Source organism: Nitrospira sp. (assembly GCA_030692565.1).
In the GTDB taxonomy this organism is placed as follows: Bacteria; Nitrospirota; Nitrospiria; order Nitrospirales; family Nitrospiraceae; genus Nitrospira_D.
The window spans coordinates 35,647-60,007 of record JAUYAO010000026.1 but is presented as its reverse complement, the minus strand read 5'-3'; the positions used below and the strand labels follow the sequence as shown (position 1 = coordinate 60,007).

Sequence of the window (24,361 nt, the reverse complement as noted above, 5' to 3'; positions counted from 1 at the left end):
CTTTCCCCCTTCTTAAAACCTGCTGAGCACGCCTCGTTCATTTCCATCAATTGGCGCAGAGTTTGTGGTGAGGTGAACTGGCACGAGGCTTGAACTATGCCGGTGCGTGTCATCTGAGAATCATAGGGAAACCTGAAGCCATGATGGATCTTCAACTACCTCAGATCGCCTCTGTCACCACTCCCGGTACATCCGGCGCCTCCGGCACCCAGAGCGCTCCTCGCCCAGGACAAGGAGGAGGTAAACGAGAATCAGCCGGATCCGGCAAATCGTTCTCGTCTGAATTGCGTGAGGTTCGTACGGCTAAGGAGCCGCGTCACGAGATGGGGCGCAGCCAAACAGAGAGTGACGAGACCGATGTCCCCATGTCTTCGGACGAGTCTGCGCCCACAACAACGGCATCGACGGCCTCCGGCGCAGCCAGGGATGAACAGGCGGGCGACAGGTCGTCCGAACCTTCCCGGCACGACTCCGACGCCGTCACCGCATCGCCGCTGCCCGATGTGACGACCCAAAGCGTCTTACTCGCGCTGATCGCTCAGCCCATTGCCACAACCGAGGGTCCGGCCCTGATGCAGACCTTATCGGGTGAACAGACGAACAGCGCCGTGGAGTCCGTGATGCCTTCTGTCATGGAGGACGGGACATCGTTGCCGGTCACGGCGGCGGACTCCTCCACATTTCCACAGATCGAGAAGAAGGAGATGACGGGGAAGCCCGCAGACCCCACGACAACCATTCAAGCAGGGACAGGCCTTCCCGCTGCTGACGATACGACCATGCTGCAGAGTGCTTCGACGGACCACGATGCCACGTTGAGGAGTGCGGTTCAGCCGACTCCCGACGAGCTTCGCAATCTTCAGCAGGAGAAACCGGCATTCCAGCCAGCCCCTGAGGAACAGCCCCATGCGTCATCGCAAAGTGAGGGAATGAGTGAGTCGATGGCCCTGCCAAATGATCTGCGCACTCAAGTGGGGGAGGATCTCAATGCCGGCACCGCGCTCGCAGCCCGACAGATCCAGGGGCCGGAAGACAACCGGCCGGTTGCTACGGAGCGCCCGATTCCGGCAGAACAGGCCCCTGAACCTCAAGAAGACGTCGCGCCGCGTCGGCTGGCGGTTCCCTCGACCGGTTGGCAGGAGCCCACACAGCAGGATGATGAACGCGGGATGGAATGGTCCGGCCGCGACCATCGCGAACGCCACGCGGCAGATCAGGCCATGGCACAGTCCGCCATGCCGGAGCTCTCTGCGCCGGCGACGCCATCACACTCCTCGCTGATGACCAACGGGATGGATCACCGGGCGTTTTCTTCCGCGCCTTCGGCCAAGCTTTCTGCCGACACCCAGCCTACTGCAGCAACTCCTCCTCTTCAGCCGACCGATTGGATGCCAGGGCCTTCAACGAACCAGACCAAATCGATGATGCTAGAGCTTTCTCAAGCCGATCTGGGTCGGGTGAATATCCGCGTCGCGGTCAATCAGGATACCGTGCACACGCATTTCGTATCAGAGCGGAACGAGTTAGGACAGTATCTGATGAATGGGCAAGACCGACTGCAGTCAGCGTTGAACGCGTCAGGATTGGATCTAGGGCGATTCCAGGTCGACATTGATCGCCAGAGCGCCGGACGGTCCTTCCAAGAGCCGACATCCCAAGGACAGTCTCGTGGCGATACGCCACAGGGAGAAGGGCGGAACTCAGGACCGGGGCGCGAAGAGGCGGCGCGCGACACCACCCCGCGCCGCGGCATGTTGAATCTTGTGGCATAGCGATAAGGAAATCGGATTATGGCAACCATTAGCCCAGCAACATCACAAACGACCCCCGGTGTCACGGCTCCAACGAGCGGCGGGATCGCCGGCGCCTTGAGCGGGAACCAGCAAATGGGCCAGAACGACTTCCTCAAGCTTCTGGTCACGCAGCTGAAGAATCAGGACCCACTGAAGCCGATGGACAATACTGCGTTTGTTGCGGAGTTGGCCCAATTCAGTCAGTTGGACCAGAGCACCAAGCAAGTCCAACTGTTGGAAAAGAGTATCGCCCAACAAACGGATGCGATGCAGTACACCCTGTTGCCGATGATTGGGCGCAACGTGCAGGTCGAAGGCTCGCTCATCGACTTGAACAACGGACCGGCAAAACTCACCTACGCGTTGGAGCGTGAAGCGACCACCGTGCGGGTGACCATTCAGGACGCACAAGGGAAGGCCATTCGCATCTTGGACTTGGGCACACAGAGTGCGGGCAAGCAGGAAGTGCAGTGGGACGGACGCAACCAGAACGGTCAACCGATGCCGAACGGAACCTATCAGTATCAAGTCCTGGCAAAAGACGCGAAGGGCGCAGCGGTACTGGCCGCACCAAGCGCGACGCTAAAGATCTCCGGTGTGCGGATGGTCAACGGCACCCCGCAACTGGCTTCCGGCGACTATGTGATTGACCGGAAAGACATTGTCGAACTGCGATAAATCGAACGAGAGAGCATTTGCTACAAAGGAGGGTCTGATCCATGGGTATTCTGTCGTCCCTGTTTGCCGGTGTGAGCGGTCTCAATGCCAACGGCACGGCGTTGTCGGTCATCGGTAACAACATCGCCAATCTCAGCACGGTCGGGTTCAAAGGGAGTCGTGCGACCTTTGCCGACTTGATCAGTTCCTCGATCTCAGGCGGATCAGGCTCAGTGCAGACCGGAATCGGTGTGGCCCTCACCTCCGTGCAGGGGGATTTCACCCAGGGCTCGCTGGCGACCTCTTCGAACGTGCTCGATCTGGCGATCGACGGCAACGGGTTCTTTGTCATGAAAGATGCGCAGAACGGGACGTTCTATGGACGTAACGGCCTCTTCCGCTTGAACAAAGACAGTGTCGTGGTCGACCCGACCGGATTCAAACTGCAGGGATTCCTCGCTGACACGACCGGGACCATCACCGGCAATATCGGTGACATCGCGCTGCCGACCACGACCGCGGCACCGAATCCCACTACGACCGCGCTCTTGGCCGCCAACCTGAACTCCGGCACGGCGACAACCGGAATCCGAGGCAACATTATCGGATCGTCCGCTTCGGTGACGACCTCGGCAGCCGGCAATAATGCCTTTACCATCAATCTGAACGGCGACGGAGTCCAGACCGTGACAGTTGCGAACGGTCTCACTGGGTCGGCGCTCGCCAGCGCCATCCAGAGCGCCGTGCGCAGCTTGACGGCAACAAACCCGTACGTGCAAGCTGCCTATGACGGCTTCGAAGCCACAGTGGGCGCAAGCAACATTTTCACCTTCCGATCGGGCATCTCAGGGACAACCAATGATGCAGCGGCCAATACCGGTGCTGTTATCGTCGCCGCCAGCGGCGCCAATACGCTGGCCGCGAACTTGAACATGCTCGCCGGCACCTCAACCACCGGCACAGATTTCGATGTGACCGATCCGGTCGGCACTTCCAACTTCACCACGTCGCTCACCGTCTATGACTCACTGGGGAACGACCATCTGTTGACCACCTATTTCACCAAGGTCGGCTCGAATACCTGGAATTATAATGTGGTTTCACCCACCGCTGATATCAATACGGCTAACTACCACTCCAGCAATATCGATACGACACTCGGAATTGTTCGAGTCGGAGCCGGAACGTTGACGTTCGGGACCGATGGGACGCTGCAGCGTGAAGGGCCCGTGATTCGATTCGATACGAATACGGCGGCGGGTACCGTGGGGACCGTTCCGGGGGAATTGCAGGTCGACTTTGTCGGAGCCACGCAAGACCAGCTCATCGATTTCAATTTCGGCGATAGCGTCATTACGGACGGAGGGAACGGGCTGACCGGATCGACGCAATTCGGCTCCACCTCCGCATTGGTCCAGCAGACCCAAGACGGCTATGCCGCCGGATCTCTTCAGGCCTTTAGCGTCGATACGAACGGCACCATCAGCGGCCGGTTCTCCAATGGACAACTGCGCGCGTTGGCTCAGGTGGTTCTTGCGAGGTTCCCGGATCCGATCGGCTTGACCCGGACCGGCAAGAACACGTTTGCCGAATCAGGCAACTCAGGCCAGCCGGTGACGGGTTCCCCGGATAGCGCCGGCCTCGGTCGCGTCCTGTCCAATTCGTTGGAGCTCTCGAACGTCGATCTCGGTCAAAGCTTCATCGATATGATTGCCGCGCAACGGGGTTTCCAGGCCAACTCCCGCGTCATCACAACGTCAGACGAAATTCTTCAAGAACTCGTGAATTTGAAACGGTAAGTAACGCGCCTCTGCCGGGGTGAGTTCCTACAAGAACTCACCCCGGCTTCCCTCTCTCTCTTTCCATTCTCGAGCCTCCTGTAGATCACCAGCAGGGCACGGGGCCTCACCTCACTTCACCGTCAGATTTCTGACAGCGTCAAGGGACCGGCTCCTCACGGGCGGTCTTCTGATCATTTCTTCCGATGAGCCCGTTCATCACAGGCATTTGGCGTGTAGTTGTCTGCCAACTCCATGACAGGCGACTCAATCTCAGATGGCATATCCATTGCACAAACCCCTGTGACGACAATTGTGCGTGCGAATTGAGGAGGTCTCCATGTCAGACGAACCAGCAGCAACCCCAGAACCAGGCAAGCCCGCGGCGCCAGCGCCCGCGCTTCCTATTAAGCTTCTCATTATCGTCGTCGCCGCGGCGCTCGTCGCCGGACTCGGCGGCGCGTTTGTGATCGTGAAATTCATGGGCGGTCACAGTAGCGGAGGAGGAGAGGCGGCGGAGGAGCATAAGACAGAAGCCGTCGCGAAATCGGAGGGGCATGGCGAACCGGCCGGAAAGGGCGCCGCCGGAGCCGCGCCAGGCGTCGTGTTCGATCTGGACCCGTTCATTGTCAATCTCGCCGACGCGCCGGATATCCGCTACCTCAAGATGACCATTAAGTTAGAGGTGGAGAATGAAGGGGTTTCGGCGAATCTCGCCGCTCGCATTCCTCAATTGCGCGACACCATCCTGGTGTTGCTGTCGAGCAAAGACTCTACGTCGATTCGGAGTCCGCAAGGCAAATTTCAACTCCGCGATGAGATTACCCAGCGGATCAACGGCCTGCTGCCTAAGCCAGGCGTGAAAACCGCCTACTTTACGGATTTCGTCGTCCAGTAGATCGAAGACTATGGAAAAGATTCTTTCACAAGATGAGATCGATGCGCTGTTGAACGGCGTGGTCTCCGGCGAGGTCGAAACAGCGCCACCGGCGGAAGCTGCGGCTGAAGCCACCACCGGCGTGAAGGGGTACGATCTCCTCAATCAGGAGCGCATTATCCGGGGACGCATGCCGACCCTGGAGATGATTAACGACCGGTTTGTTCGACGCCAGGCCGTGGCGTGGACCGGCGTGTTGCGCGAAGCGATTGAATTTGTGGTGGTCGGAACGCAGGTCATCAAATTCGGCGAATTTCTGAAAAAGATTCCGATGCCATCGTCCCTCAACGTCTTTCACATGGCTCCCCTGCGAGGCAGCGGGCTGTTTGTGATGGATGCCTTTCTGGTCTACCTCCTGGTGGATTATTTTTTCGGAGGCAAGGGACAAACTCATGTGAAGCCGGAAGGGCGGGATTTTACCGCCGTCCAACTACGCATGATCAAGAAGCTGCTCATGCTGGCGCTCGCCGACCTTGAGAAAGCCTGGCAGGCGATTATGCCGGTGAAAGTGGACTATGTGCGTTCCGAGAGCAACCCCCAATTTGCCATGGTCGTGACGGCCTCAGAGGTCGTCATCGTGGTGACGCTGCAAGTCATCATCGGCGAGACCACGCGGGATTTATTCGTGGTGTATCCCTATTCGATGCTCGAACCCATTAAGGAAAAGCTCTACTCGGGGCTGGTGTCGAATCAGTTGGAACAGGATGGATCCTGGAACAGCAAATTCCGCGACTTGATCCACGAGTGCGAACTGCCGATCGCCGTGAAGCTCGGTTCCACCACCGTCACCGTCCAGGACGTGCTGAATTTCGCGCCCGGCGATGTGGTGATGTTGGACCAGCGCCCCGGTAATCCGTTGGAGTGTTATGTCGAGGATTATCTCAAGTTTCTGGGAAGCCCTGGGGTATTTAAGGGGAATCACGCCTGTCGCGTCACGAAGGTGCTGACTTAACTCGTACGTAGGGGAGACGACCGTATGGCTGACGACGATGCCAATCAATCCGCTGACACCACGACTCAGGAGCCGGTCGCCGCAACGCCGGCCTCGTTTCCGCCGGTGACGAACACCGCGGTGGCGGAACAGACGAAGAATATCGATTTCATTCTCGATATTCCGATGAAGGTTTCCATCTATGTCGGCTCGACGAAGATGGCCATTCGCGACCTCTTGCAGCTCGCGCAGGGCTCGGTCATCGAACTCGATAAGTTGGCCGGGGAACCGATGGAAGTCATGGTGAACAATAAGCTGGTAGCCAAAGGCGAAGTGGTGGTGGTGAATGAAAAGTTCGGTATCAGGCTCACCGATGTGGTGAGCGCTGCGGAACGTGTCAAGCAGCTGGCCTAAGCAATAGGGGAGCGATACCGTGGTTGACGTGTGGGACAGCATGGGCCGAACAATCTTGGCGTTGGGGACGGTCCTGCTTCTCATGGGAGCCGTCGCCTGGGTTGCCCGGCGAGTGTTCTCGCAACGCATCGGCACGCCCGGTGGCACGCCCCTCATCCAGGTCATCGCGAACAGTTACCTGGCCCCACGACAATCGATCGCCCTCGTGGCCATTGCCGGTCAATATTTTGCCGTCGGAGTGACGTCAGAGACGTTGATTCCTCTCGGTCGTATCGACGCCACAGAACATCTGGCGACCCTCGTATCAGCCTCCGGTCAGACCGGTACTTCGTGCGGAATCTCTCCTCACAACCTACTGTCGGCTGACTGGTGGCAGCATGTGGCCAACGCATTCGGGCAGGGAAAGCAAGGCGGACCGCATGCATAGCCTGACGCACGTGGCAACGCCGTGGACCAGGCTCATTCTGATGGGGATTCTGATCCTTCTTGGCCTGGGGCTGGCGGCGCCGGAGCCGGTCTGGGCAGCGGGTCCCTCGGTCAGTATCGATCTGGGATCGGATTCGCCCAAGCAGACGGCCGTCGTCATCCAGATTCTGATCCTCATGACGGTGCTCTCGCTGGCGCCGGCCCTCTTTATCATGGTCACGTCATTTACGCGGATCGTGATCGTCCTCTCGTTCCTCCGCCAGGCCCTTGGGACGCAGTCGGTTCCCCCGAATCAAGTCCTGCTGGCGCTCGCCTTGTTTCTCACGATGTTCATCATGGCCCCTGTGGGACAGCAAGTGTACAGCGACGCGCTGCAACCGTTGTTGGCAGAACAGCTTTCCTATGAAGATGCCTGGAAGAAAGGTATCGAGCCAGTCAGAGGATTCATGTTGCGCCAGCTACGGGACAAGGACCTGGAGCTCTTTATTACGCTCAGCAAGATCCCGAAACCGGAAAAGCTTGCGGATGTACCGACGCATGTCGTCATCCCGGCCTTCATTCTCAGTGAGCTCCGTATCTCCTTTCAGATCGGTTTCTTGATCTATATCCCATTCCTGATCGTGGACATGGTGGTGGCCAGCATTCTCATGTCGATGGGCATGATGCTCTTGCCGCCGGCAGTCATTTCATTGCCGTTCAAACTCATTTTATTTGTCCTGGCCGACGGATGGTATCTCGTCGTCGGCTCGATGGTAAGGAGCTTCCAGTAATCCTATGACACCGGAATTAGTCACGGAACTCGGACGGCAGGCATTGGAAACGACCATCATGGTCTCGGCACCCATCTTGGGGTTGAGTTTGCTGGTGGGCTTGGCCGTGAGCGCCTTTCAAGCGATGACACAGTTGAATGAGCCGACCCTGAGTTTTGTGCCCAAGGTCTTAACGCTCTTCGGCGCCATTCTCGTCTTTTTACCCTGGATGTTAGGCATCATGACGAGTTTCATGACGAATCTCCTGACCAATATTCCTGATTACATTCGCTAGGACGGTATGGGACTGACGCAAACCATTCTCATCCTTCTTCCGCAATTCCAGGCGTTTCTTGTCCTGATCTCCCGCATTGGGGGGTTGCTGGCCGCGCTGCCGGTCTTCAGCGGACGGACGATTCCGGTCAAGGTCAAGCTCGGCTTAGTGCTGACGCTGAGCCTGATGCTGGCTCCGTCGATTCCGATGCCTACCCTGTCGCTCGATCCAATGATCTTGGTCGGTGGCATGCTCAGCGAGATGGCGATTGGCGTCACCATCGGACTGGCGGTGCGGTTGATGTTCGGCGCATTGGAAGTGGCCGGCGAAATCTTGGGTATCCAAATGGGGTTCGGGGCGGTCCATCTGTTCGACCCGACGACCTCCGTCCAAACCCCGATGGTCGCGCAGTTTTTCACCATGCTGGCCTCGTTGATCTTCCTCTCATTGAACGCGCATTTATTTGCCATGGCGACCATCATCCACAGTTATGAGGCCATCCCGGCGTTCGGCGCCCATCTGTCCTCGCATCTGGGAGAAGAGATTCTCCTGCTGTCACAACGGATGTTTACGATCGGTATGAAATTGGCCGCGCCGGTGCTGATTACTATTTTGCTCATCAATGTCCTTATGGCCTTGCTCGGTCGCGCCGTTCCGCAAGTCCAGGTCTTTGTCTTAAGCTTTCCCATTACGATTGCCGGCGGATTGCTCGTCCTCAGTCTCGGAATGCCCTTTACTGTCGCCTTGATCGGGTCGGAGTTCGAACAGCTCCAGCTCACGATTGAAGCCTTACTGCGGAGTCTCGGACGTGGCTGAGTCAGAGTCAGATAAGAGCAGCCGGACAGAAGAGGCGACTGAGAAACGTAAGTCGCAGGCCAGGACCGATGGACAGGTCGCCATAAGCCGCGACGTCGGTACTGCGGCGGTCCTCATAGGAGGGGTCGGATTTCTGGCGATCGGTGTGCCGATCGGACTGCGCCAACTGACCGACGTGACGCGGCGCGGGCTGTCGTTGTCGTTCGATGAAACGTTCTGGAAAGCGCTGACGGTTGAACATATCCATACCATTGTCGTGCAGATCAGTGTGACCACGATGGTGCTGATCCTTCCCATCCTCGGCGTGGTGCTCTTTATGGGGACCGGCGCATCACTGGCGCAAACAGGATTTATGTGGCGGCCGAACGCGCTGCAGCCCAGTTTCAGCAAGCTCAATCCGATCAAGGGGTTGGGCAAACTGTTTTCCACCAGATCGGTGATGGAGCTCATCAAGGGTCTCGTGAAGATTGCCATCATCATGGCGGTGGCTCTCTTTACCGCCCGTCGCGATCTGCTCATGGTACCGGGCCTCATGGATTACGACCTGCCGGCGGCGATCGAAATGGCCGGGCACCTCACGCTAAAAGTGGCGACGGGTGTCGTGGGCGCATTGGCCGTCCTCGCCGCCGTGGACTACATATACCAACGGTTTGAGTGGTCCCGTGATTTGCGCATGACCAAAGAAGAAGTGAAGGAAGAGCACAAGGCATCTGAAGGCGATCCGTTAGTCCGTGGCCGTATCCGATCTGCGCAACGCGATCTTGCCAAGAAACGCATGATGGCGGCGGTGAAGACCGCCGATGTCGTGGTCACCAACCCCACGCACCTGGCGGTGGCATTGAAGTATGACGCCACCCAAAAGGCCGCTCCGTTCGTGGTGGCCAAGGGGGCCGGTTTTATCGCGGAGCGTATTCGCAAACTGGCTCGTCATCATGGGGTGGCGGTGGTCGAAAATAAGCTGGTGGCCAGAACGCTGTATCGGCTGGTCGATATCGGGAAAGAAATCCCGTCGAATTTATATCGCGCCGTCGCCGAAATTCTGGCCTTTGTCTACCGGGCCAGAGGGATCAACCCCGGACAGTTATAAGAAGGGCTGTATTACATGGCATCCACGACCACTGTGTCTCCAGTCGAGCATCCACCACTCCTCAAGCATCCCGACATCGTCATGTCCGTGGGTGTCGTCGGCGTGCTCATGGTCATGCTGTTACCGCTTCCGCGGTTTCTATTGGACCTGTTGCTCAGCTTCGACATCACGATTTCAATCATCATTTTGCTGGTGGGACTACAGGTCCGCCGGCCGATGGACTTTTCGGTATTCCCTTCGATTCTCCTGATGGTCACGCTCCTCCGGCTGTCCCTGAATATTGCGTCGACCCGCCTGATTCTGTTGCATGGCAATGAGGGGGCGGCGGCGGCAGGGGAAGTCATCCGCACGTTCGGCACCTTTGTCGTCGGCGGAAATTACACCGTAGGTCTCGTGGTCTTTGCCATCCTGGTGATCATCAATTTCGTCGTCGTCACCAAGGGCGCCGGCCGCGTCGCTGAAGTCGCCGCCCGCTTCACGTTGGATGCCATGCCGGGTAAGCAGATGGCCATCGATGCCGACTTGAACGCCGGCCTCATTAAAGAAGATGAAGCCAGACGGCGGCGGAAGGATATCGCGGAAGAAGCGGACTTTTACGGCGCCATGGACGGTGCCAGCAAGTTTGTGCGAGGGGATGCGGTCGCGGCCGTCATCATTGTGGTGGTGAATATCGTCGGAGGACTGACCATCGGCATTCTCCAGCAGGGGATGAGCCCAGGCCTGGCGGCGCAAACGTACACGCTCTTGACGGTCGGCGAAGGCCTGGTCGCTCAAATTCCGGCCCTCATCGTCTCGACCGCCACCGGTATGATCGTGACGCGCGCGGCCTCAGAAAACGACCTCGGCGCGGAGATGACACAGCAACTCCTCAATTCACACCGAGCCGTGGGAACGGCCGGAGGAATCCTGCTGGCCCTCGGCCTGGTGCCGGGGCTGCCGCATCTGGCCTTCCTGGTCCTCGGAGCCGGCGTGTGCTGGATCGCCTACCATCTCTATCAACGGGAGCAGACGCCGGAGACTCAGGCTCCTCCGCCCGTGACCGCAAAGGTTGAAGAACCGGTCGCCCACATCGCGCCGCTCGATCTGATGGAAGTGCAAGTGGGATACGGCCTGATCAACCTCGTTGAAGGCACGCAGGGCAATACACTCCTGGAGCGCATCAAGGGTCTGCGGAGGCAGTTTGCCGAATCCATGGGATTTCTCGTCCCTCCCATTCATATCCGGGACAATTTGCAGCTGCGCCCGAATGAATACGCGATCATGCTCAAGGGCGTCGAAGTCGCCAAGGCTGAAGTGCTTCCGGGCCATGTACTGGCGATCGATCCCGGCACGGCGCAACGCGGGATGGTCCAAGGTATTCCCACCAAGGAACCGGCCTTCGGTTTGCCGGCATTGTGGGTCGTCGAGGACCAGCGCGAGCAGGCCCAGATGGCCGGCTATACCGTCGTCGACGCCAGCTCGGCCATTACCACGCATCTTTCCGAAATCATCAAACGGCACGGTCATGAATTGTTGGGCCGGCAGGAAGCCCAAGCCTTGCTCGACGAAGTCGGGAGGACGCATCCCAAGCTGGTGGAAGAACTCATTCCGACCATGGTCTCCCTGGGTACAGTGGTCCGGATCTTGGGCAATCTTCTCAAGGAGGGAATTCCCATCCGGGATATTCGTTCCATCCTGGAGGCCATCGCCGATCATGCGATGACGACCAAAGATGCCGAACTGTTGACGGAAATGGCCCGCCAATCGCTGGCCCGGACCATTACGAAGCAGTACCAGGCACCGGATGGATCGCTCCCGGTCATCACACTTGACCCGCGGCTGGATCGGACGCTCGCCGAGCAAGCGTCAATATTGCCGCAGGGAGCCATGCTGAATCTGGATCCCGCGCTGTCGCACAAACTTCTGACGGCGCTCAAGCAATCAGCGGAACGCGTGGCTGCGCGCGGCCAGCAGCCGATTCTGCTCTGTTCCCCGGCCGTGCGACGGCACTTGCGGCGATTGACGGACCGGCTCTTGCACTCTGTGCCGGTGATCGGGCTGAATGAAATCGATGCCATGGTGCGCTTGCAGTCGCTGGATACCATCCGGCTCGACTCAGAGCTTCCACAACCGTCGTGAGGTGAATCATGAAAGTTAAAACGTTTCATGCCTTGACCATGCAGGATGCGATTCGAGCGATCAAGGAAGAGCTGGGGCCGGATGCCGTCATTCTTTCATCCAAGGAAGTGCATCAAGGCGGCCGGTTGATGAGTTATTTCAATAAGCCGGTCTTGGAGGTCATGGCTGCGGCCGAATATGATCCGTTGCCCCCGATCAAGCCGTCGCGGGACACGTCGGCTGCGAGCGAGCCACGGAAAGCTTCGCAGGCGCCATCTTCGGCCAGCACATGGACCCAGCCGGTCGGGCCGGACGTCTTTCGTGACACCCTGCAGGGAATGTTGGCGCAACCAGCATCTGCATCTCATGTGTATGGCATGAATCAGCCGCCGGCGACTGCGCCTGCGCCTCGGCAGACACGCCCGGCTGCGCCGCGTTCATCGGATATCACACAGAGTCGTTTACAAGATCTGCGCAAAGACTTACGCGAGTTAAGCCGGGAGATCGGCGCGTCCTTGCCGGCGGCCTCGCAATCGTTGAGTCAACATGCGGAGCCGGCCATCGCGTCGTTGTGCCGCAATCTCGTGGCACAAGGGCTGCGCCCGTCGAGCGCCGACAGGATCGGACGGTCCGTGGGCGTGGAACTGGCTCGTCGCAACTCGACGGCGCCGCACCACCTGCAGAAGGCATTGGCGAAGTGTCTGGCTCAGGACATGCGCGTGAGCGGATCCCTGCTCTCCGGTCAGGGTGATCGGACTATCGCCATGATGATCGGAACAAACGGGGCCGGCAAGACGGCCGCGATCACAAAGTTGGCGGCCCACTATCAGTTGGAAGAAAAGAAGTCCGTCGCCATTGTCTCGCTGGACACCTATCGATTGGCTTCAGTCGAGCAACTCCGGATGTATGCCGATGTGTTGGGCATTCCTTGCGAATCGGCGATGTCTGCGAAGCAGGCTGCGGCCTATGTCCACAAGCATGCCGATGCCGATCTGATCCTGATCGATACGGCCGGTTTCGGCGAGAACGATCTTGCCTTGGTGCATACCCTGCATCAGCTCCTCAAGGCCGAACCGGAAGTGCAGACGCACGTCGTGGTTTCGGCCTCGACACGTGAGCAGGATTTGCAACGTCAGGTGGCGCAGATCCATGCGCTCCCGCTCTTGCGACTCCTGTTCAGCAAGCTCGATGAGACGGACTCCTTCGGAGCCCTGTACGAATTGAGTCACCAATCAGGCATTCCACTGTCCTATTGGAGCGCCGGTCAGCGGGTTCCAGAAGACCTTGAAGTCGCGACGCCGCAACGGCTGGCCGAGCTTCTCGTCAGCCGTCGCTACACCGTTCCGTTCCGATCGTCGCTGGATTCTCAGGCTTCGGCGGAGCGGTCACCGTTACGCAGCGCACACGAAGTGACCATGGACACTGTTACGCGGTAGGAGGAAAGACTATGCAGAGCGGATCGTATACACCAACGGCAGGGGACGTGTCGGAGCGAGCCTCGTCGCTGACGCACGTCATCGCCGTGGCCAGCGGCAAAGGCGGCGTGGGAAAGACCAACATCGTGGCCAATATGGCGATGGGACTGAGTAAAGCAGGAAAGCGTGTCCTGGTCTTGGATGCCGACCTCGGATTGGGAAATCTGGATGTGCTGCTGGGTTTGGTTCCTGAGCATACGATCGAGCATGTGCTGGCCGGGACTCACTGCTTGGATGACGTGATTGTCGACGGTCCCGGTGGAATCCGGGTTTTGCCCGCCAGCTCTGGGGTGCCTCAGCTGACGGCATTGAGTGAATCACAACAAATGTTGCTCATGGAGCAATTGGAGGCGGTCTCGCGGGACGTCGACGTCCTGCTGATCGATACCGGGGCGGGAATTTCTCCGAATGTCACCTTCTTTGCCTCCGCGGCTCAAGATACCATTGTCGTCGTGTCTCCCGAACCTACCTCCCTCACAGATGCCTACGCCCTGATTAAGGTGTTGACCAGACAATATCGGGAACGGCGCTTCAAGGTGTTGGTCAACATGGCAAAGAGCCCGAGAGAAGCGGCTGAAGTATTTAGAAAACTCGACACCGCAGCGGACCGGTTCCTGCATGTTGTCCTCGAATATGTCGGCTATATCCCTCAGGATGATTATGTTCCGCTCGCTGTGAAGCAGCAAAAGGCGCTGCTGGAGCTGTTTCCAGGCTCGCCGGCGGCTCTGGCGCTGACGCGGCTCGCTGGGCAAGTTTTGCAGTGGCCGAAGCCGAATTTTCCTAAGAGCGCTGTGCAGCTGTTGTGGCACCGCTTACTTCAGACCACCGCAGTCATGTGATGGAGTCAAAGGCGCACTTATTATGAGTAAAACGGCAGTTCATCGTGTTCATCAAGCGATTCCCAGCGGCGATGCTCATCGGGAGCAACTGATCAAAGAATTTGCGCATGTGATTCGGGCGATGGCCCATCGCCTGGCCTTTCGATTGCCCGCGTACCTGGATGCCGAGGATTTGATCTCCGTCGGGACCATCGGCCTGATGGATGCGATGGAGAAATACGACCCCAATCGAGAAGCGAAATTCAAGACCTATGCGGAGTTCCGGATTCGCGGCGCCATGTTGGACGAGATTCGCTCGATGGATTGGATTCCACGATCCGTGCACGAACGTATCGGCCTCCTGCAAAAGACCCATATCACGTTATTGAATCGACTGGGACGCCCTCCGTTGGATGAAGAAGTGGCGTCCGAACTCAAGATGCCGCTGGAGGAACTCGACGACTTTATCTCGCGGGCCCGAGGGGCCGTGATGATCAGTATCGACGACCTGGGACTTCAAGAGCCGGATGGGCACAAAGTCGTCAAGATGCTCGCCGATACGCATCACCCGGATCCCTTGTCCACGTTAGTGAACGAGCGAGAGCGCGAAGCGATCGGCGATGCCATTCAAGGATTGCCTGAAAAAGAGCGGCTGGTCCTGACCCTCTACTATTATGAAGAACTGACGATGAAGGAAATCGGCGAGCTGTTGAAAGTCACGGAGTCCCGTGTGTGCCAGATTCACACCAAGGCCATCCTCCGGCTGAAAGCCTTTCTTCATGCCGACGGGTAGGGCCAGACAGAAACCGCAGCGGTGCGACTCGCTTGTCTTGAGGCAGCCCTTCCCGTGATTGTTCGTGACGGTTGGTGCCGGATCGCATCCTTCCCCTAGAAGGGCTTCAGTTCTCTCTCTGAATAGCCGAGACAGAGGCATCACTTAGAAGGATGTCTCCGCCTCTCATTCATGGATAGAGAACAGCCTCCATCAACTCGCTCGACGACCCTCAGTGCTTCCGTCGGATACCGCGGGCCGTTCACCCTGGGTCTCTCCCGCCTGGGTCGTTCTCGCTCAAGAGTCAGCGCATCGTCTCGCTCGAAGGCCATCAGTTGTTTTGCATTGGCCCTCACGACCGGCCTAGTGGCAGCCCAATGGCTCATGAATTCACCGGGGAGAACCCCTTCCGGCACGAGCATCGGCAGCCCTCTGGGCAGTGCGTCCCTCATCGCTCCCGAATTACTCGTTGGCGGAGTAGGACTGTTCGTAAGCATCAGCCTCAGCCTTGCCGGAATATGGTATTGGCCGTTTGGCCGGCGAACCAGACTCCAGCCCCGTGAAGACAGTTTGGCGGCATACGACCACGTGACAGGCCTGCCTACGTTGCGCCTCTTTACCGTGCTTCTCGAACAGGGGCTCACTCGGGCATCGAACATGGGCCGCAGTATCGGCGTCCTCGTTGCAGATCTTCATCAATTTCGTCCGCTTCCGACCTCCGTACCCACTCCCAATATCTCCAATATCTCGTTGATCGTGCGCGTGCAGGCCGCCCGCATCAAGAGCGCGCTGCCCTCGAACCACACCGTCGCCCGGATCGGCGACCGGCGGTTCGCCATCCTAATTGAAAACGTGATCGCACGGGAGGAGATCGATACTCTCGCACAGAATATTTATCGCACGATGTCGCTTCCCCTGATGATTGAAGGACAGGAGATCCTGTTGACCTGTCAGATTGGGGGAGCTATGTATGGCTCCTCTGGCGCATCAGGAGAAACCTTGCTGAGTCAGGCCGTGAAATCACTCGCTCTCGCGACCTCTGAGAATCCCATCCGGTTTTCCGATTCCCTCACTGCCGCTCCCAGCCCATCTTCCATGGCGATGCAATCAGCTCCCAGCGAATCCCTTTTGCGCTAGGCAACTTCTACCTCGTCAGCGGAAGTATTCGCCGATCGAAGGAGAGACCGTGTCCGGTTCTCTTTCCGTCAGACCGTCGGCTTTTTGACAGCCTGCCAGATTCCCCAGCATTTCTTACTTCCCACATCGAACAGGTCTACGCCGTCTGAGTGTCACGGCCTGGCATGCACGTTGCTGTATCTCCTTGCGAAACGAACTACCAAGGAGCCAAGACCGTGAATCGAGGTATCTATCCAATTCTCTCAGGAGCCCTGGCGCACGAACGCCGGATGCAAGTCTTTGCGAACAACATGGCGAACGTCAACACCGCCGGGTTTAAGCAGGATGAGCAGACCTTCAAAGCGGTCTTCCCCAAGGCGCATCTTGCGATTCCCGCAATTCCAGGAACCGTGTCCCTCGCCAATCAAATCGTGGCCAAACCCTTCGGCCCGACGGAACGCGTGTATGCGGCTCCCAATACAGTCAAAACAACCTATGACGCGGGACGCATTCGGCTTACCGGAAATCCCCTGGATCTCGCCATCCAAGGCCGCGGCTTCTTAGAAGTTAAAACCCCTCAAGGCACCAGATATACCCGCAACGGAATGCTTTCTCTGGATAATCAACGCCGGCTTGTCACGAATCTCGGGTATCCGGTGATGGGCACGAAGGGAGAATTGAAGATTCCCGTCGGTAAGATGGACATTTCCAATCAGGGTGAAATCAAGGTCGACGGCAACCCCGTCGGCACCATCAAGGTCATGGATTTTCCCGACTCCAACATGCCGCAAAAGTACGCGGAAGGCATGTTCATCTCCGATAAGGGGTTCCCTGCGAAAGCTCCCCAAGTCCAGGTCGGGCACATCGAGGATTCCAACGTCAATTCCATCGGTGAAATGGTCAAGATGATCGAGGGCATGCGCGGATATGAATCGGCTCAAAAGTTGATTCAGACCCTGGACCGGATGGCTGAAACGGCCATTCAAGAAGTCGGACGAGTGGCTTAGGAGGCGATTATGATTCGGGCAATGTGGACAGCCGCCACCGGAATGACGGCACAACAGATCAACGTGGATACCGTGGCCCATAACCTGGCCAACGTCAACACCAACTCCTTCAAGCGCAGCCGGGCGGAGTTTGCTGACCTGCTGTACCAAATCCAACGCTTGCCGGGCACCAGCGCATCCAACGTGGGCGTCTTTCCCGTGGGCATTCAAGTCGGCGCCGGTGTCCGTCCCACGACCGTCTCGAAGGAATGGCTCCAGGGCAACATGCGCCAGACCAATAACGACCTGGATATTGCAATCGATGGACCGGGGTTCTTTCAAGTCTCCAGACCGGATGGCACCATCATGTACACCAGGAACGGGTCATTCAAGCGCGATAACGTCGGGAACTTGGTCACGGGTGACGGTGACTTGTTGAATCCCGTTATTACGATTCCCTCCGGTGCCTTGAAAATGGATATCGGTCAGGACGGGACCGTCTCCGTCCTGCTCCCTGGCGTGACGCAGGCTTCCCAGGTCGGCCAGATTCAATTGACGCGATTCGACAATCCGGCCGGACTCGTGGCGATGGGAAACAATCTGTTCATCGACAGCTTTGCGTCGGGCCCTCCGACCCAAGGGACCGGCGGATTCTCCACCGGATTCGGGACCATTCAGCAGGGCTTCCTGGAAAGTTCGAACGTCAACTTGGCTGAAGAAATGGTCAATATGATCATTGCGCAGCGGAGCTATGAAATTAACTCGAAAACGATTCAAGCGTCTGACGAGATGATGTCCATCGCGAACAATCTCAGACGATAAGGAAGAAGCCATGACCAGTATTCGCATCATCGTCGCCGCAAGTATGCTCGCCGCCGGGGCCAACCAGGCCATCGGCGCCACGGCGGAGAAGCTCGCCAAACCGGTCTCGATTGGAGGGCAAGGGCCCAACGGACCGGCCCTCGGCAAGCTGGATGCGACCCGGCCGACGATGCGGGAGCTGCATTTTGAGCAGATCCAGAAAACCATTCAGAGATTTCTCGAAGGAGAATGGGGCACACGGGTGAAATCAGTGCAGGTTACCCTTCTGGAACCGCTGGATCCGATCAAGATTCCGGTGGGGGTGATCGAATTGCAGATCCCTTCCGTCGCCGGAGGCTCCACGACGATGGGGCGCAGAAGCTTTGCCATCCAGGTGACAGTCAACGGGAACCCGTGGAAAACCGTTGAAGCGCTGGCCGACATATCCGCCATGATCGATGTGGTCGTCCCATCCCGCTACTTGAAGTCTGAAGAAACGATTGAACCGGATGATCTGACGACCGCGCGGATCGTCACCTACGATGTGAAACATCCCTTCATCACCGATCCGGAGGCCGTCATTGGGAAGAGCACGGTTCGTCCGCTCCAGCCGAATACTCCGTTGCGTCCGACCTTTTTGAAAAAGCCGTTTATGGTCAAGAAGGGAGACCACGTCATGATTGAAGCGCGGCGTGGCAACTTCTCTGTTCAAACATCAGGCGTGACGAAGGGGAGTGGACAAGTCGGACAGACCGTGATGGTGGCCAACCTTGATTCGGGGCGAGAGCTGCGCGCGAAGATCGTCGCTCCAGGCCTCGTGCAAGTGGAGTTTTAGGATCACGCATGCGCAGTCCAAAGATTCGAACATGGGGCGTGGTGATAGCCGGCGTGATGCTGAGCGCCTGTAGTCTTATGCCCACAGCCTCGACTTCAACCAAGTTGACCGTGCCGTCATTGCCTCCGCCCAAGACTCTTGGATCGTTGTGGCAAGAAGAGAATGGTCGGGCCTATCTCTACGAAGATTTGCGCGCCATGAGGGTGGGGGATATCCTCACGGTCAAGATTGTCGAAAAGCATAAAGGGTCAAAGTCGGCGGACACCGCGGCGCAACGAGATTCGACTCTCTCGAACTCCCTGGCAGGATCCGGAGTGGGATATTTTGGAATCCCTGGTTTCAGAATCAGCGATGAAGCCAGACGAGGTCTTGGAGTTGATGCGTCCGCGAGCAACAAGTTCAGCGGAAAAGGCGCCACCAACCGGGAAGGAACGTTAACCGGTACGATCTCGGTGATTGTCGTGGACGTGCTTCCGAACGGTGATTTGCGAGTTGAAGGACGGCGAGAAGTCACGGTCAACAGTGAAAAGCAAATGATGACGATTGCCGGTATTGTGCGGCGGGTCGACGTCGACACGAAGAATACCGTGCTCTCTTCGGCGATCGCCGATGCCAAGATCGAATACGCAGGGTTGGGAGTGTTGGACGATGTGCAGCGGCCGGGATGGCTGGTCCGCATTCTTGATTGGGTGTACCCGTTCTAAGAAGGGTGTCCTGAGTGAAAACGATTCCTAAACGGAAAGTCTCGGCGAAATGGGGCGTCTGGCGTGGCGCGGTCTCGCTCCAGTCGTTGCAGATGATGGTGATGAGCGGCGTGGTGAGGAGAGCGGACTTGGATCCGCCGCAGGATCCCGGTCGAACGGGGTATTGGCATAGCGGGAAGAACCGAGTCAGCATTCCGCAAGAGTCGGCCTCGGAACAGGGATGGATTTCAAGAATGCTCTTAGGTCGAAAGTCGCCCATTCAATCCGTGCACAAGTTGTAATACGAGGGGATCGTCGCACCAATGAAGACACGTTATACCAAGTCATGGATTGCGGGAGCGCTCGTCGGATTCTTGTGTGCGCCGCTTTCTGCGGAGGCGGTCAGGATCAAGGACATCGGGGCCATTGAAGGTGTTCGGGAAAATCAATTGATCGGCTATGGATTGATCGTGGGGCTTGATCGAACCGGCGATCAAGTCATCGGCGGCCAGTTTACGATCCAGGCCATGATGTCCATGCTGAACAAGATGGGGATCAATCTGGTTATCGATCCGATCCAGCTCCTCACGAAAAATATTGCCTCGGTCATGGTCACCACCAAGCTTCCTCCGTTCGCCAAGCCTGGCCAAACCCTCGATGTAGTTGTGTCTTCCATGGCCAATGCGAAAAGTTTGCAGGGCGGGACGCTCTTGCTGACTCCTCTCAAAGCGGCCAATCAGCAAGTGTTTGCCGTGGCGCAGGGTCCGGTTTCGGTTGGGGGATTTCTGGGTGGGACAGGCGGACCGGGAGGAGCGACGGTCACCAAGAATCACCAGGCCGCTGGAGTGATACCGGCAGGAGCGATTATCGAAAAGGAGCTGGTGGTCAATATCGATGCCTGGGAGACCGTCTCGGTGATGCTCCGGCAGCCGGACTTCACGACCGCCATTCGGACGGCCGAAGCAATCGATGGGGTCTTCGGCAAAGGTAGTGCCTTACCCGTCAATGCCGGCCTTGTAAAGGCCACGATTCCCGCAAACTTCCATGGTCGAGTTGTCGAATATATTGCCTCGATTGAAGGCCTGGATGTCTCGGTCGATATGGCCGCCAAAGTGGTGGTCAACGAACGAACCGGTACGGTCGTACTTGGCGAGCATGTGCGAATCTCCACCTGTGCTATTTCTCATGGGAATCTGACGATTTCGGTCAAGAATACCTTGAGTGTTTCTCAGCCAAATGCACCACTGATCGGCGCTGCAGGCAATCAACCAGCCACTGTGACGGAAGATGTTCAGACTGAGGTGAAGGAGCAAGAGTCTCGGTTAATCGTCGTGGATGAGACCGTGACGCTGGGAGAAGTCGTGAGGGCGCTCAATGCGGTTGGTGTGACACCCAGAGATCTGGTCTCGATTCTCTCGGCGCTCCGGGCAGCCGGAGCACTCCAAGCTACTCTTGAAATTATATAGATAAAGCCATGATTGTATTAGCAAGTATTAGTAGGTTAGAGGCTGGCAATCGCTGTTGTACGATACGAGAATCCTTATGAATATTCATGATTCGACTCAGGCGCAGTTTCTTTCTTCCCCGGTCTTCACTGATCCACTGGGGAACCAGAATGAAGTCAACTCGTTGAAAGTAAAGGGGAGTCCTGGCGATCGGCAAGAATTATTGAAAGCCGCTAAGCAGTATGAAGCATTCTTTGTGTCCTATCTAATGAAGGTCATGCGGGAAACCGTTCATGAATCAGAGATGTCCGGCAAGATGGACTCATACTTTTACTCCTTTTACGACCAGGAGATTGGGAATAGGGCATCCGAGTCGGGGGGCATCGGGATTACCCAAATGGTTCAGGAATATATCGAAAAGAATTATCCGCCAACCGCTAAAGTTCCGGACAGTGAAGACCGATAAGGTGTGCGACAGGGGTTGAAGCAACCGAGAGGGGAAAACCCCGGTGGGCTCAGCCGTTTCCCAGAAGAAGGAGAGAGATATGCAGATCTCAGGTTCAGGTCGTTCCGATCAACTGGCCAAGATTCTCTTAGGCACGCAGGAGACCAAGGGTCCGTCGACGCAACGGCAACCGTCTCAAAAAGAGACGGGGAACGACCGGGTCCAGATTTCGGATCAGGCCAAAGAGCTGCAGCGCATTCGCGCGCTGGGCCAGACCCCCGATCACGAACGGACCGCGCGCGTCGAACAGATCAAGAAAGCCATCGAACATGGCACCTATGATGTCAGCGGTCGCAAGGTCGGCGACGCACTCATCAAGCAAGTCCTGACCGACGCGGTGTTGTAGCAGGTACGGTCCACATCGACCACGCAGCCAGGATGGCTGCGTCGCGTCCGAAGCAAGTTCGCAGGGAGCGCGTATGCCTTCGGTTTCAACGGCACTGTCAGCACAATTAGACACGATCCTCCTCCGGGAACTGGCCGCCTGCCAGTCCCTCCTCGAAACGGTCGAGGCGGAGCGTCACGCGATCAAAACACTCGCCATCGGCGACTTCCACCCCATCAATGTTCGCCGCCTTGCGATACTCGAACAACTCCAATCCATTGCAGATGCGCGAGACCAGACGGTCCGCCAGATTGTGCTCGCGCTGTCGTTGCCTGACTCCATCGCGTCGTTGCATCTCCTGCTCGATCGCTGGCAAGGATCGGAGGCGTCCACCGTTCGTCGTCATCACGAGACCTTGATGGCCACCGCCAAGCATGTGCGTGAAGAGATCAAGCAGAATGTGGTCCTTATCGATGGCATTCGTGGGTTTGTCGAACATGCCTTGACCGCCGGAGCAGCCGCGCTGACGGACGGCAAGGCGTACAACCGGACGGGGAAGCCTGCGCTCGCACACCCGTCATCAGCCGTCCTCTACCAGCAGGGATAGCCTATGGTTGGCTTAAATTCCCTCTTTGACATCGCCCGCACTGCCCTGAACACCGCTCAGCAAGCGCTGACGGTGAGCGGACAGAACATCTCCAACGTCAATACACCTGGCTATTCACGACAGGAAGCCGTACTGACGGAGCGGCCACCTCTTAACGGCCAACCCGGCATGACGGGGACCGGCGTACAGGTCACCTCTATCCGACGCCATGTCGATCGTTTCGTCGAGCAACAGCTCACCGTTTCCGACCAAACGCTCGGGCGTCTGTCCGTGACGCGAGACGAACTCTTTCGCCTGCAAAATATATTCGGCGATAGTAACGATCAAGGCATCGGGGCCGCCCTCAGCGATTTTTTTCAGGGGTTACAGGACGTCTCGACGTCGCCGGGCGAATCGACAGCACGGTCGGTCTTGTTGGGAAAGGCGACTCAATTGACGTCGAGTCTCAACCAAGCCGCGTCAGATCTCACCAACGCCCGATCTTCTTTGAACTTCCAGGTCTCCCAAACCATTACCGAGATCAATAGCCTCTCGACCCAGTTGGCCGAGCTGAACGGAAAAATTATCACGGCGGAAGTGACGGGACAGAATGCCAACGATTTGAGGGACCAGCGTCAACTGGCGCTCAATGAATTGGCCCAGCGCATCGATATCACCAGCATTGAAAGCAGCACCGGAGGGCTGACGGTATTTGCGGCTCGTGGGCAGGTTGTTGTGGAAGGCGATACGCATCGAGACCTGGCTGCTGTGGCTTCGGCTGACAATGGGGGACTGCTTGAAGTCGGATATTCGACAGGCGGAACCAGGACCGTCAGTCTCGACCGGCAGATCACCAGCGGCCGCCTTCGCGCGTTGCTTGATTTGCGAGACACTACGGTCCAGGGACTGCAAGATCAATTTGATCGCATTGCCTCGACGCTCTCGAATGCGGTCAACCTGATTCATCGTCAGGGCTATGGTCTTGATGGGTCCACGGGGCGAGACTTTTTTACGCCGCCCACGGTCACGATTCAGGCGGCCTCCAACAATCGGGGAACGGCGGCGATCGGCAGCGGAACCGTGACCGCGAACAGTTTGCTGACTTTCCACGACTACGAGGTCCGGTTTACTTCTGCGACGGCGTACTCGATTGTGGACACCACCACTGGAGCGACCATTCGGGGCAATTATACCGGCACCGCTATTACGGCCCCTTCGAGTGCCACGCCACTCTCCATCATTACCGGGACCAACGACACCGTAACCGTCTCAGTCGACGGGGTCGCGTCCGGAACCATCACGCTGACAGGCGCCGCGTCTCCGGGCCAGGCCTATACCTCTGGTGCGGCGCTGGCCCAGGAGGTCCAGGCACAGATCAATGCCGATGCGACACTGCAGGCCTCAGGACTGACAGTATCGGCCAGATTCGACACGATCACCAATCGGATCGTGCTGACGTCCAACGGAACGGGCACCTCCTCGGCCGTGAATGTGACAGGCGGCAGCGCCAGAACCAGCCTCGGCCTGCTGGGCGGGACCAGCACGGCTGCCTTCGGCACTTATAGCGACCCCTCCACGTTCATCTTTGATGGCATCAGTGTCAGGCTGTCAGGCGCCCCGGCAGCGAATGACGTGTTTCGAGTCAACTCTTATCGCGACAGCGCGGGCAACGTTGCCGTCGCCCTCACGAATCCGGCCACGGTCGCCGCTTCCGCCACACGGGCCGGCATCCCGGGCAACAACGCGACGTTGCTCCAACTCGTGGCGCTCCAGCACACAAACTTTGCGAGTTTAAATAACAACACATTGCATGACGCCTATCGCAGCACCGCGGCCAATCTCGGAGTCTCTGCCCAAACGGCCGATCGCGAGCAAACGGCACAGGAAATCCTCCGCGATCAAATCGACACCTTCCGGGCACAAGTTTCGGGCGTCTCGATCGATGAGGAGCTCGTCAATCTCGTCAAGTTTCAACGGGGATTTGAAGCGGCTGCTCGCTTGATCCGTGTGACCGACGAGATGTTCGACACCTTGTTGTCGCTGAAGCGCTAGAAA

General features: G+C 57.7%; 26 protein-coding genes. All 26 read left to right on the top strand.

Translation table 11 applies throughout. The features are described from left to right. Positions 1-323: 323 nt before the first annotated feature. The 26 genes from Q8N04_06525 to flgK all read left to right on the top strand — a co-directional run bounded on the left by Q8N04_06525 (position 324) and on the right by flgK (position 24,358). Positions 324-1,772 (top strand): flagellar hook-length control protein FliK, encoded by a 1,449-nt coding sequence (locus tag Q8N04_06525; GenBank protein MDP3090316.1) that lies wholly within the window; start codon positions 324-326, stop codon positions 1,770-1,772. 18 nt (positions 1,773-1,790) lie between these two features. Further along, on the top strand, positions 1,791-2,471 hold the full coding sequence (locus tag Q8N04_06520) for a flagellar hook assembly protein FlgD (protein MDP3090315.1): 681 nt from the start codon (positions 1,791-1,793) through the stop codon (positions 2,469-2,471). A 41-nt stretch (positions 2,472-2,512) separates the two neighbouring features. Continuing rightward, on the top strand, positions 2,513-4,249 hold the full coding sequence (locus Q8N04_06515; protein MDP3090314.1) for a flagellar hook protein FlgE: 1,737 nt from the start codon (positions 2,513-2,515) through the stop codon (positions 4,247-4,249). A 319-nt stretch (positions 4,250-4,568) separates the two neighbouring features. Next, positions 4,569-5,126 (top strand): flagellar basal body-associated FliL family protein, encoded by a 558-nt coding sequence (locus tag Q8N04_06510; GenBank protein ID MDP3090313.1) that lies wholly within the window; start codon positions 4,569-4,571, stop codon positions 5,124-5,126. A gap of 10 nt (positions 5,127-5,136) precedes the next feature. Further along, positions 5,137-6,117, top strand: a complete 981-nt coding sequence (gene fliM / locus Q8N04_06505) for a flagellar motor switch protein FliM (protein MDP3090312.1) — start codon at positions 5,137-5,139, stop codon at positions 6,115-6,117. 24 nt (positions 6,118-6,141) lie between these two features. Continuing rightward, entirely contained in the window at positions 6,142-6,510 is a 369-nt protein-coding gene (fliN, locus tag Q8N04_06500) for a flagellar motor switch protein FliN (protein MDP3090311.1), read from the top strand. A gap of 40 nt (positions 6,511-6,550) precedes the next feature. Beyond that, positions 6,551-6,937 (top strand): flagellar biosynthetic protein FliO, encoded by a 387-nt coding sequence (locus Q8N04_06495; protein MDP3090310.1) that lies wholly within the window; start codon positions 6,551-6,553, stop codon positions 6,935-6,937. Then, positions 6,930-7,706, top strand: coding sequence for a flagellar type III secretion system pore protein FliP (gene fliP, locus Q8N04_06490; protein ID MDP3090309.1), 777 nt, complete (start codon positions 6,930-6,932; stop codon positions 7,704-7,706). The genes Q8N04_06495 and fliP overlap by 8 nt, the downstream gene beginning before the upstream one ends. 4 nt (positions 7,707-7,710) lie before the next feature. After that, positions 7,711-7,980 carry a flagellar biosynthesis protein FliQ gene (gene fliQ, locus Q8N04_06485; protein MDP3090308.1) on the top strand — a complete coding sequence of 90 codons (270 nt, stop codon included), beginning with the start codon at positions 7,711-7,713 and terminating at the stop codon, positions 7,978-7,980. 6 nt (positions 7,981-7,986) lie between these two features. Beyond that, positions 7,987-8,775: a flagellar biosynthetic protein FliR gene (fliR, locus tag Q8N04_06480; GenBank protein ID MDP3090307.1), complete on the top strand. Its 789-nt coding sequence runs from the start codon at positions 7,987-7,989 to the stop codon at positions 8,773-8,775. After that, positions 8,768-9,862, top strand: a complete 1,095-nt coding sequence (gene flhB, locus Q8N04_06475; protein MDP3090306.1) for a flagellar biosynthesis protein FlhB — start codon at positions 8,768-8,770, stop codon at positions 9,860-9,862. Before fliR ends, flhB begins: the two co-directional genes overlap by 8 nt. Before the next feature lie 15 nt (positions 9,863-9,877). Continuing rightward, on the top strand, positions 9,878-11,980 hold the full coding sequence (flhA, locus tag Q8N04_06470; protein ID MDP3090305.1) for a flagellar biosynthesis protein FlhA: 2,103 nt from the start codon (positions 9,878-9,880) through the stop codon (positions 11,978-11,980). Positions 11,981-11,988: 8 nt separating this feature from the next. Beyond that, positions 11,989-13,395: a flagellar biosynthesis protein FlhF gene (gene flhF, locus Q8N04_06465; GenBank protein MDP3090304.1), complete on the top strand. Its 1,407-nt coding sequence runs from the start codon at positions 11,989-11,991 to the stop codon at positions 13,393-13,395. A gap of 11 nt (positions 13,396-13,406) precedes the next feature. Then, positions 13,407-14,273 (top strand): MinD/ParA family protein, encoded by an 867-nt coding sequence (locus tag Q8N04_06460; GenBank protein ID MDP3090303.1) that lies wholly within the window; start codon positions 13,407-13,409, stop codon positions 14,271-14,273. Positions 14,274-14,295: 22 nt separating this feature from the next. After that, complete coding sequence (locus Q8N04_06455; GenBank protein ID MDP3090302.1) at positions 14,296-15,045, top strand: FliA/WhiG family RNA polymerase sigma factor; 750 nt, start codon at positions 14,296-14,298, stop codon at positions 15,043-15,045. A 363-nt stretch (positions 15,046-15,408) separates the two neighbouring features. Then, positions 15,409-16,161 (top strand): GGDEF domain-containing protein, encoded by a 753-nt coding sequence (locus Q8N04_06450; protein MDP3090301.1) that lies wholly within the window; start codon positions 15,409-15,411, stop codon positions 16,159-16,161. A 215-nt stretch (positions 16,162-16,376) separates the two neighbouring features. Continuing rightward, the gene (locus Q8N04_06445) at positions 16,377-17,147 is read left to right on the top strand and encodes a flagellar hook basal-body protein (protein ID MDP3090300.1); all 771 of its coding nucleotides are present in this window, start codon (positions 16,377-16,379) and stop codon (positions 17,145-17,147) included. 9 nt (positions 17,148-17,156) lie between these two features. Then, complete coding sequence (gene flgG / locus Q8N04_06440) at positions 17,157-17,948, top strand: flagellar basal-body rod protein FlgG (protein MDP3090299.1); 792 nt, start codon at positions 17,157-17,159, stop codon at positions 17,946-17,948. 10 nt (positions 17,949-17,958) lie between these two features. Beyond that, positions 17,959-18,762: a flagellar basal body P-ring formation chaperone FlgA gene (gene flgA, locus Q8N04_06435; protein ID MDP3090298.1), complete on the top strand. Its 804-nt coding sequence runs from the start codon at positions 17,959-17,961 to the stop codon at positions 18,760-18,762. Positions 18,763-18,770: 8 nt separating this feature from the next. After that, positions 18,771-19,466 carry a flagellar basal body L-ring protein FlgH gene (locus Q8N04_06430; protein MDP3090297.1) on the top strand — a complete coding sequence of 232 codons (696 nt, stop codon included), beginning with the start codon at positions 18,771-18,773 and terminating at the stop codon, positions 19,464-19,466. 14 nt (positions 19,467-19,480) lie between these two features. Further along, a complete protein-coding gene (locus Q8N04_06425; GenBank protein MDP3090296.1) occupies positions 19,481-19,747 on the top strand; it encodes a hypothetical protein in 267 nt (88 codons plus the stop codon). Between the two features lie 21 nt (positions 19,748-19,768). Then, positions 19,769-20,911 (top strand): flagellar basal body P-ring protein FlgI, encoded by a 1,143-nt coding sequence (locus Q8N04_06420; protein MDP3090295.1) that lies wholly within the window; start codon positions 19,769-19,771, stop codon positions 20,909-20,911. 76 nt (positions 20,912-20,987) lie between these two features. Next, entirely contained in the window at positions 20,988-21,356 is a 369-nt protein-coding gene (locus Q8N04_06415; GenBank protein MDP3090294.1) for a rod-binding protein, read from the top strand. Between the two features lie 79 nt (positions 21,357-21,435). Continuing rightward, the gene (gene flgM, locus Q8N04_06410; protein ID MDP3090293.1) at positions 21,436-21,741 is read left to right on the top strand and encodes a flagellar biosynthesis anti-sigma factor FlgM; all 306 of its coding nucleotides are present in this window, start codon (positions 21,436-21,438) and stop codon (positions 21,739-21,741) included. 73 nt (positions 21,742-21,814) lie between these two features. After that, positions 21,815-22,327 (top strand): flagellar export chaperone FlgN, encoded by a 513-nt coding sequence (flgN, locus tag Q8N04_06405; protein MDP3090292.1) that lies wholly within the window; start codon positions 21,815-21,817, stop codon positions 22,325-22,327. A gap of 3 nt (positions 22,328-22,330) precedes the next feature. Further along, positions 22,331-24,358 (top strand): flagellar hook-associated protein FlgK, encoded by a 2,028-nt coding sequence (gene flgK / locus Q8N04_06400; GenBank protein MDP3090291.1) that lies wholly within the window; start codon positions 22,331-22,333, stop codon positions 24,356-24,358. Positions 24,359-24,361 lie beyond the last annotated feature (3 nt).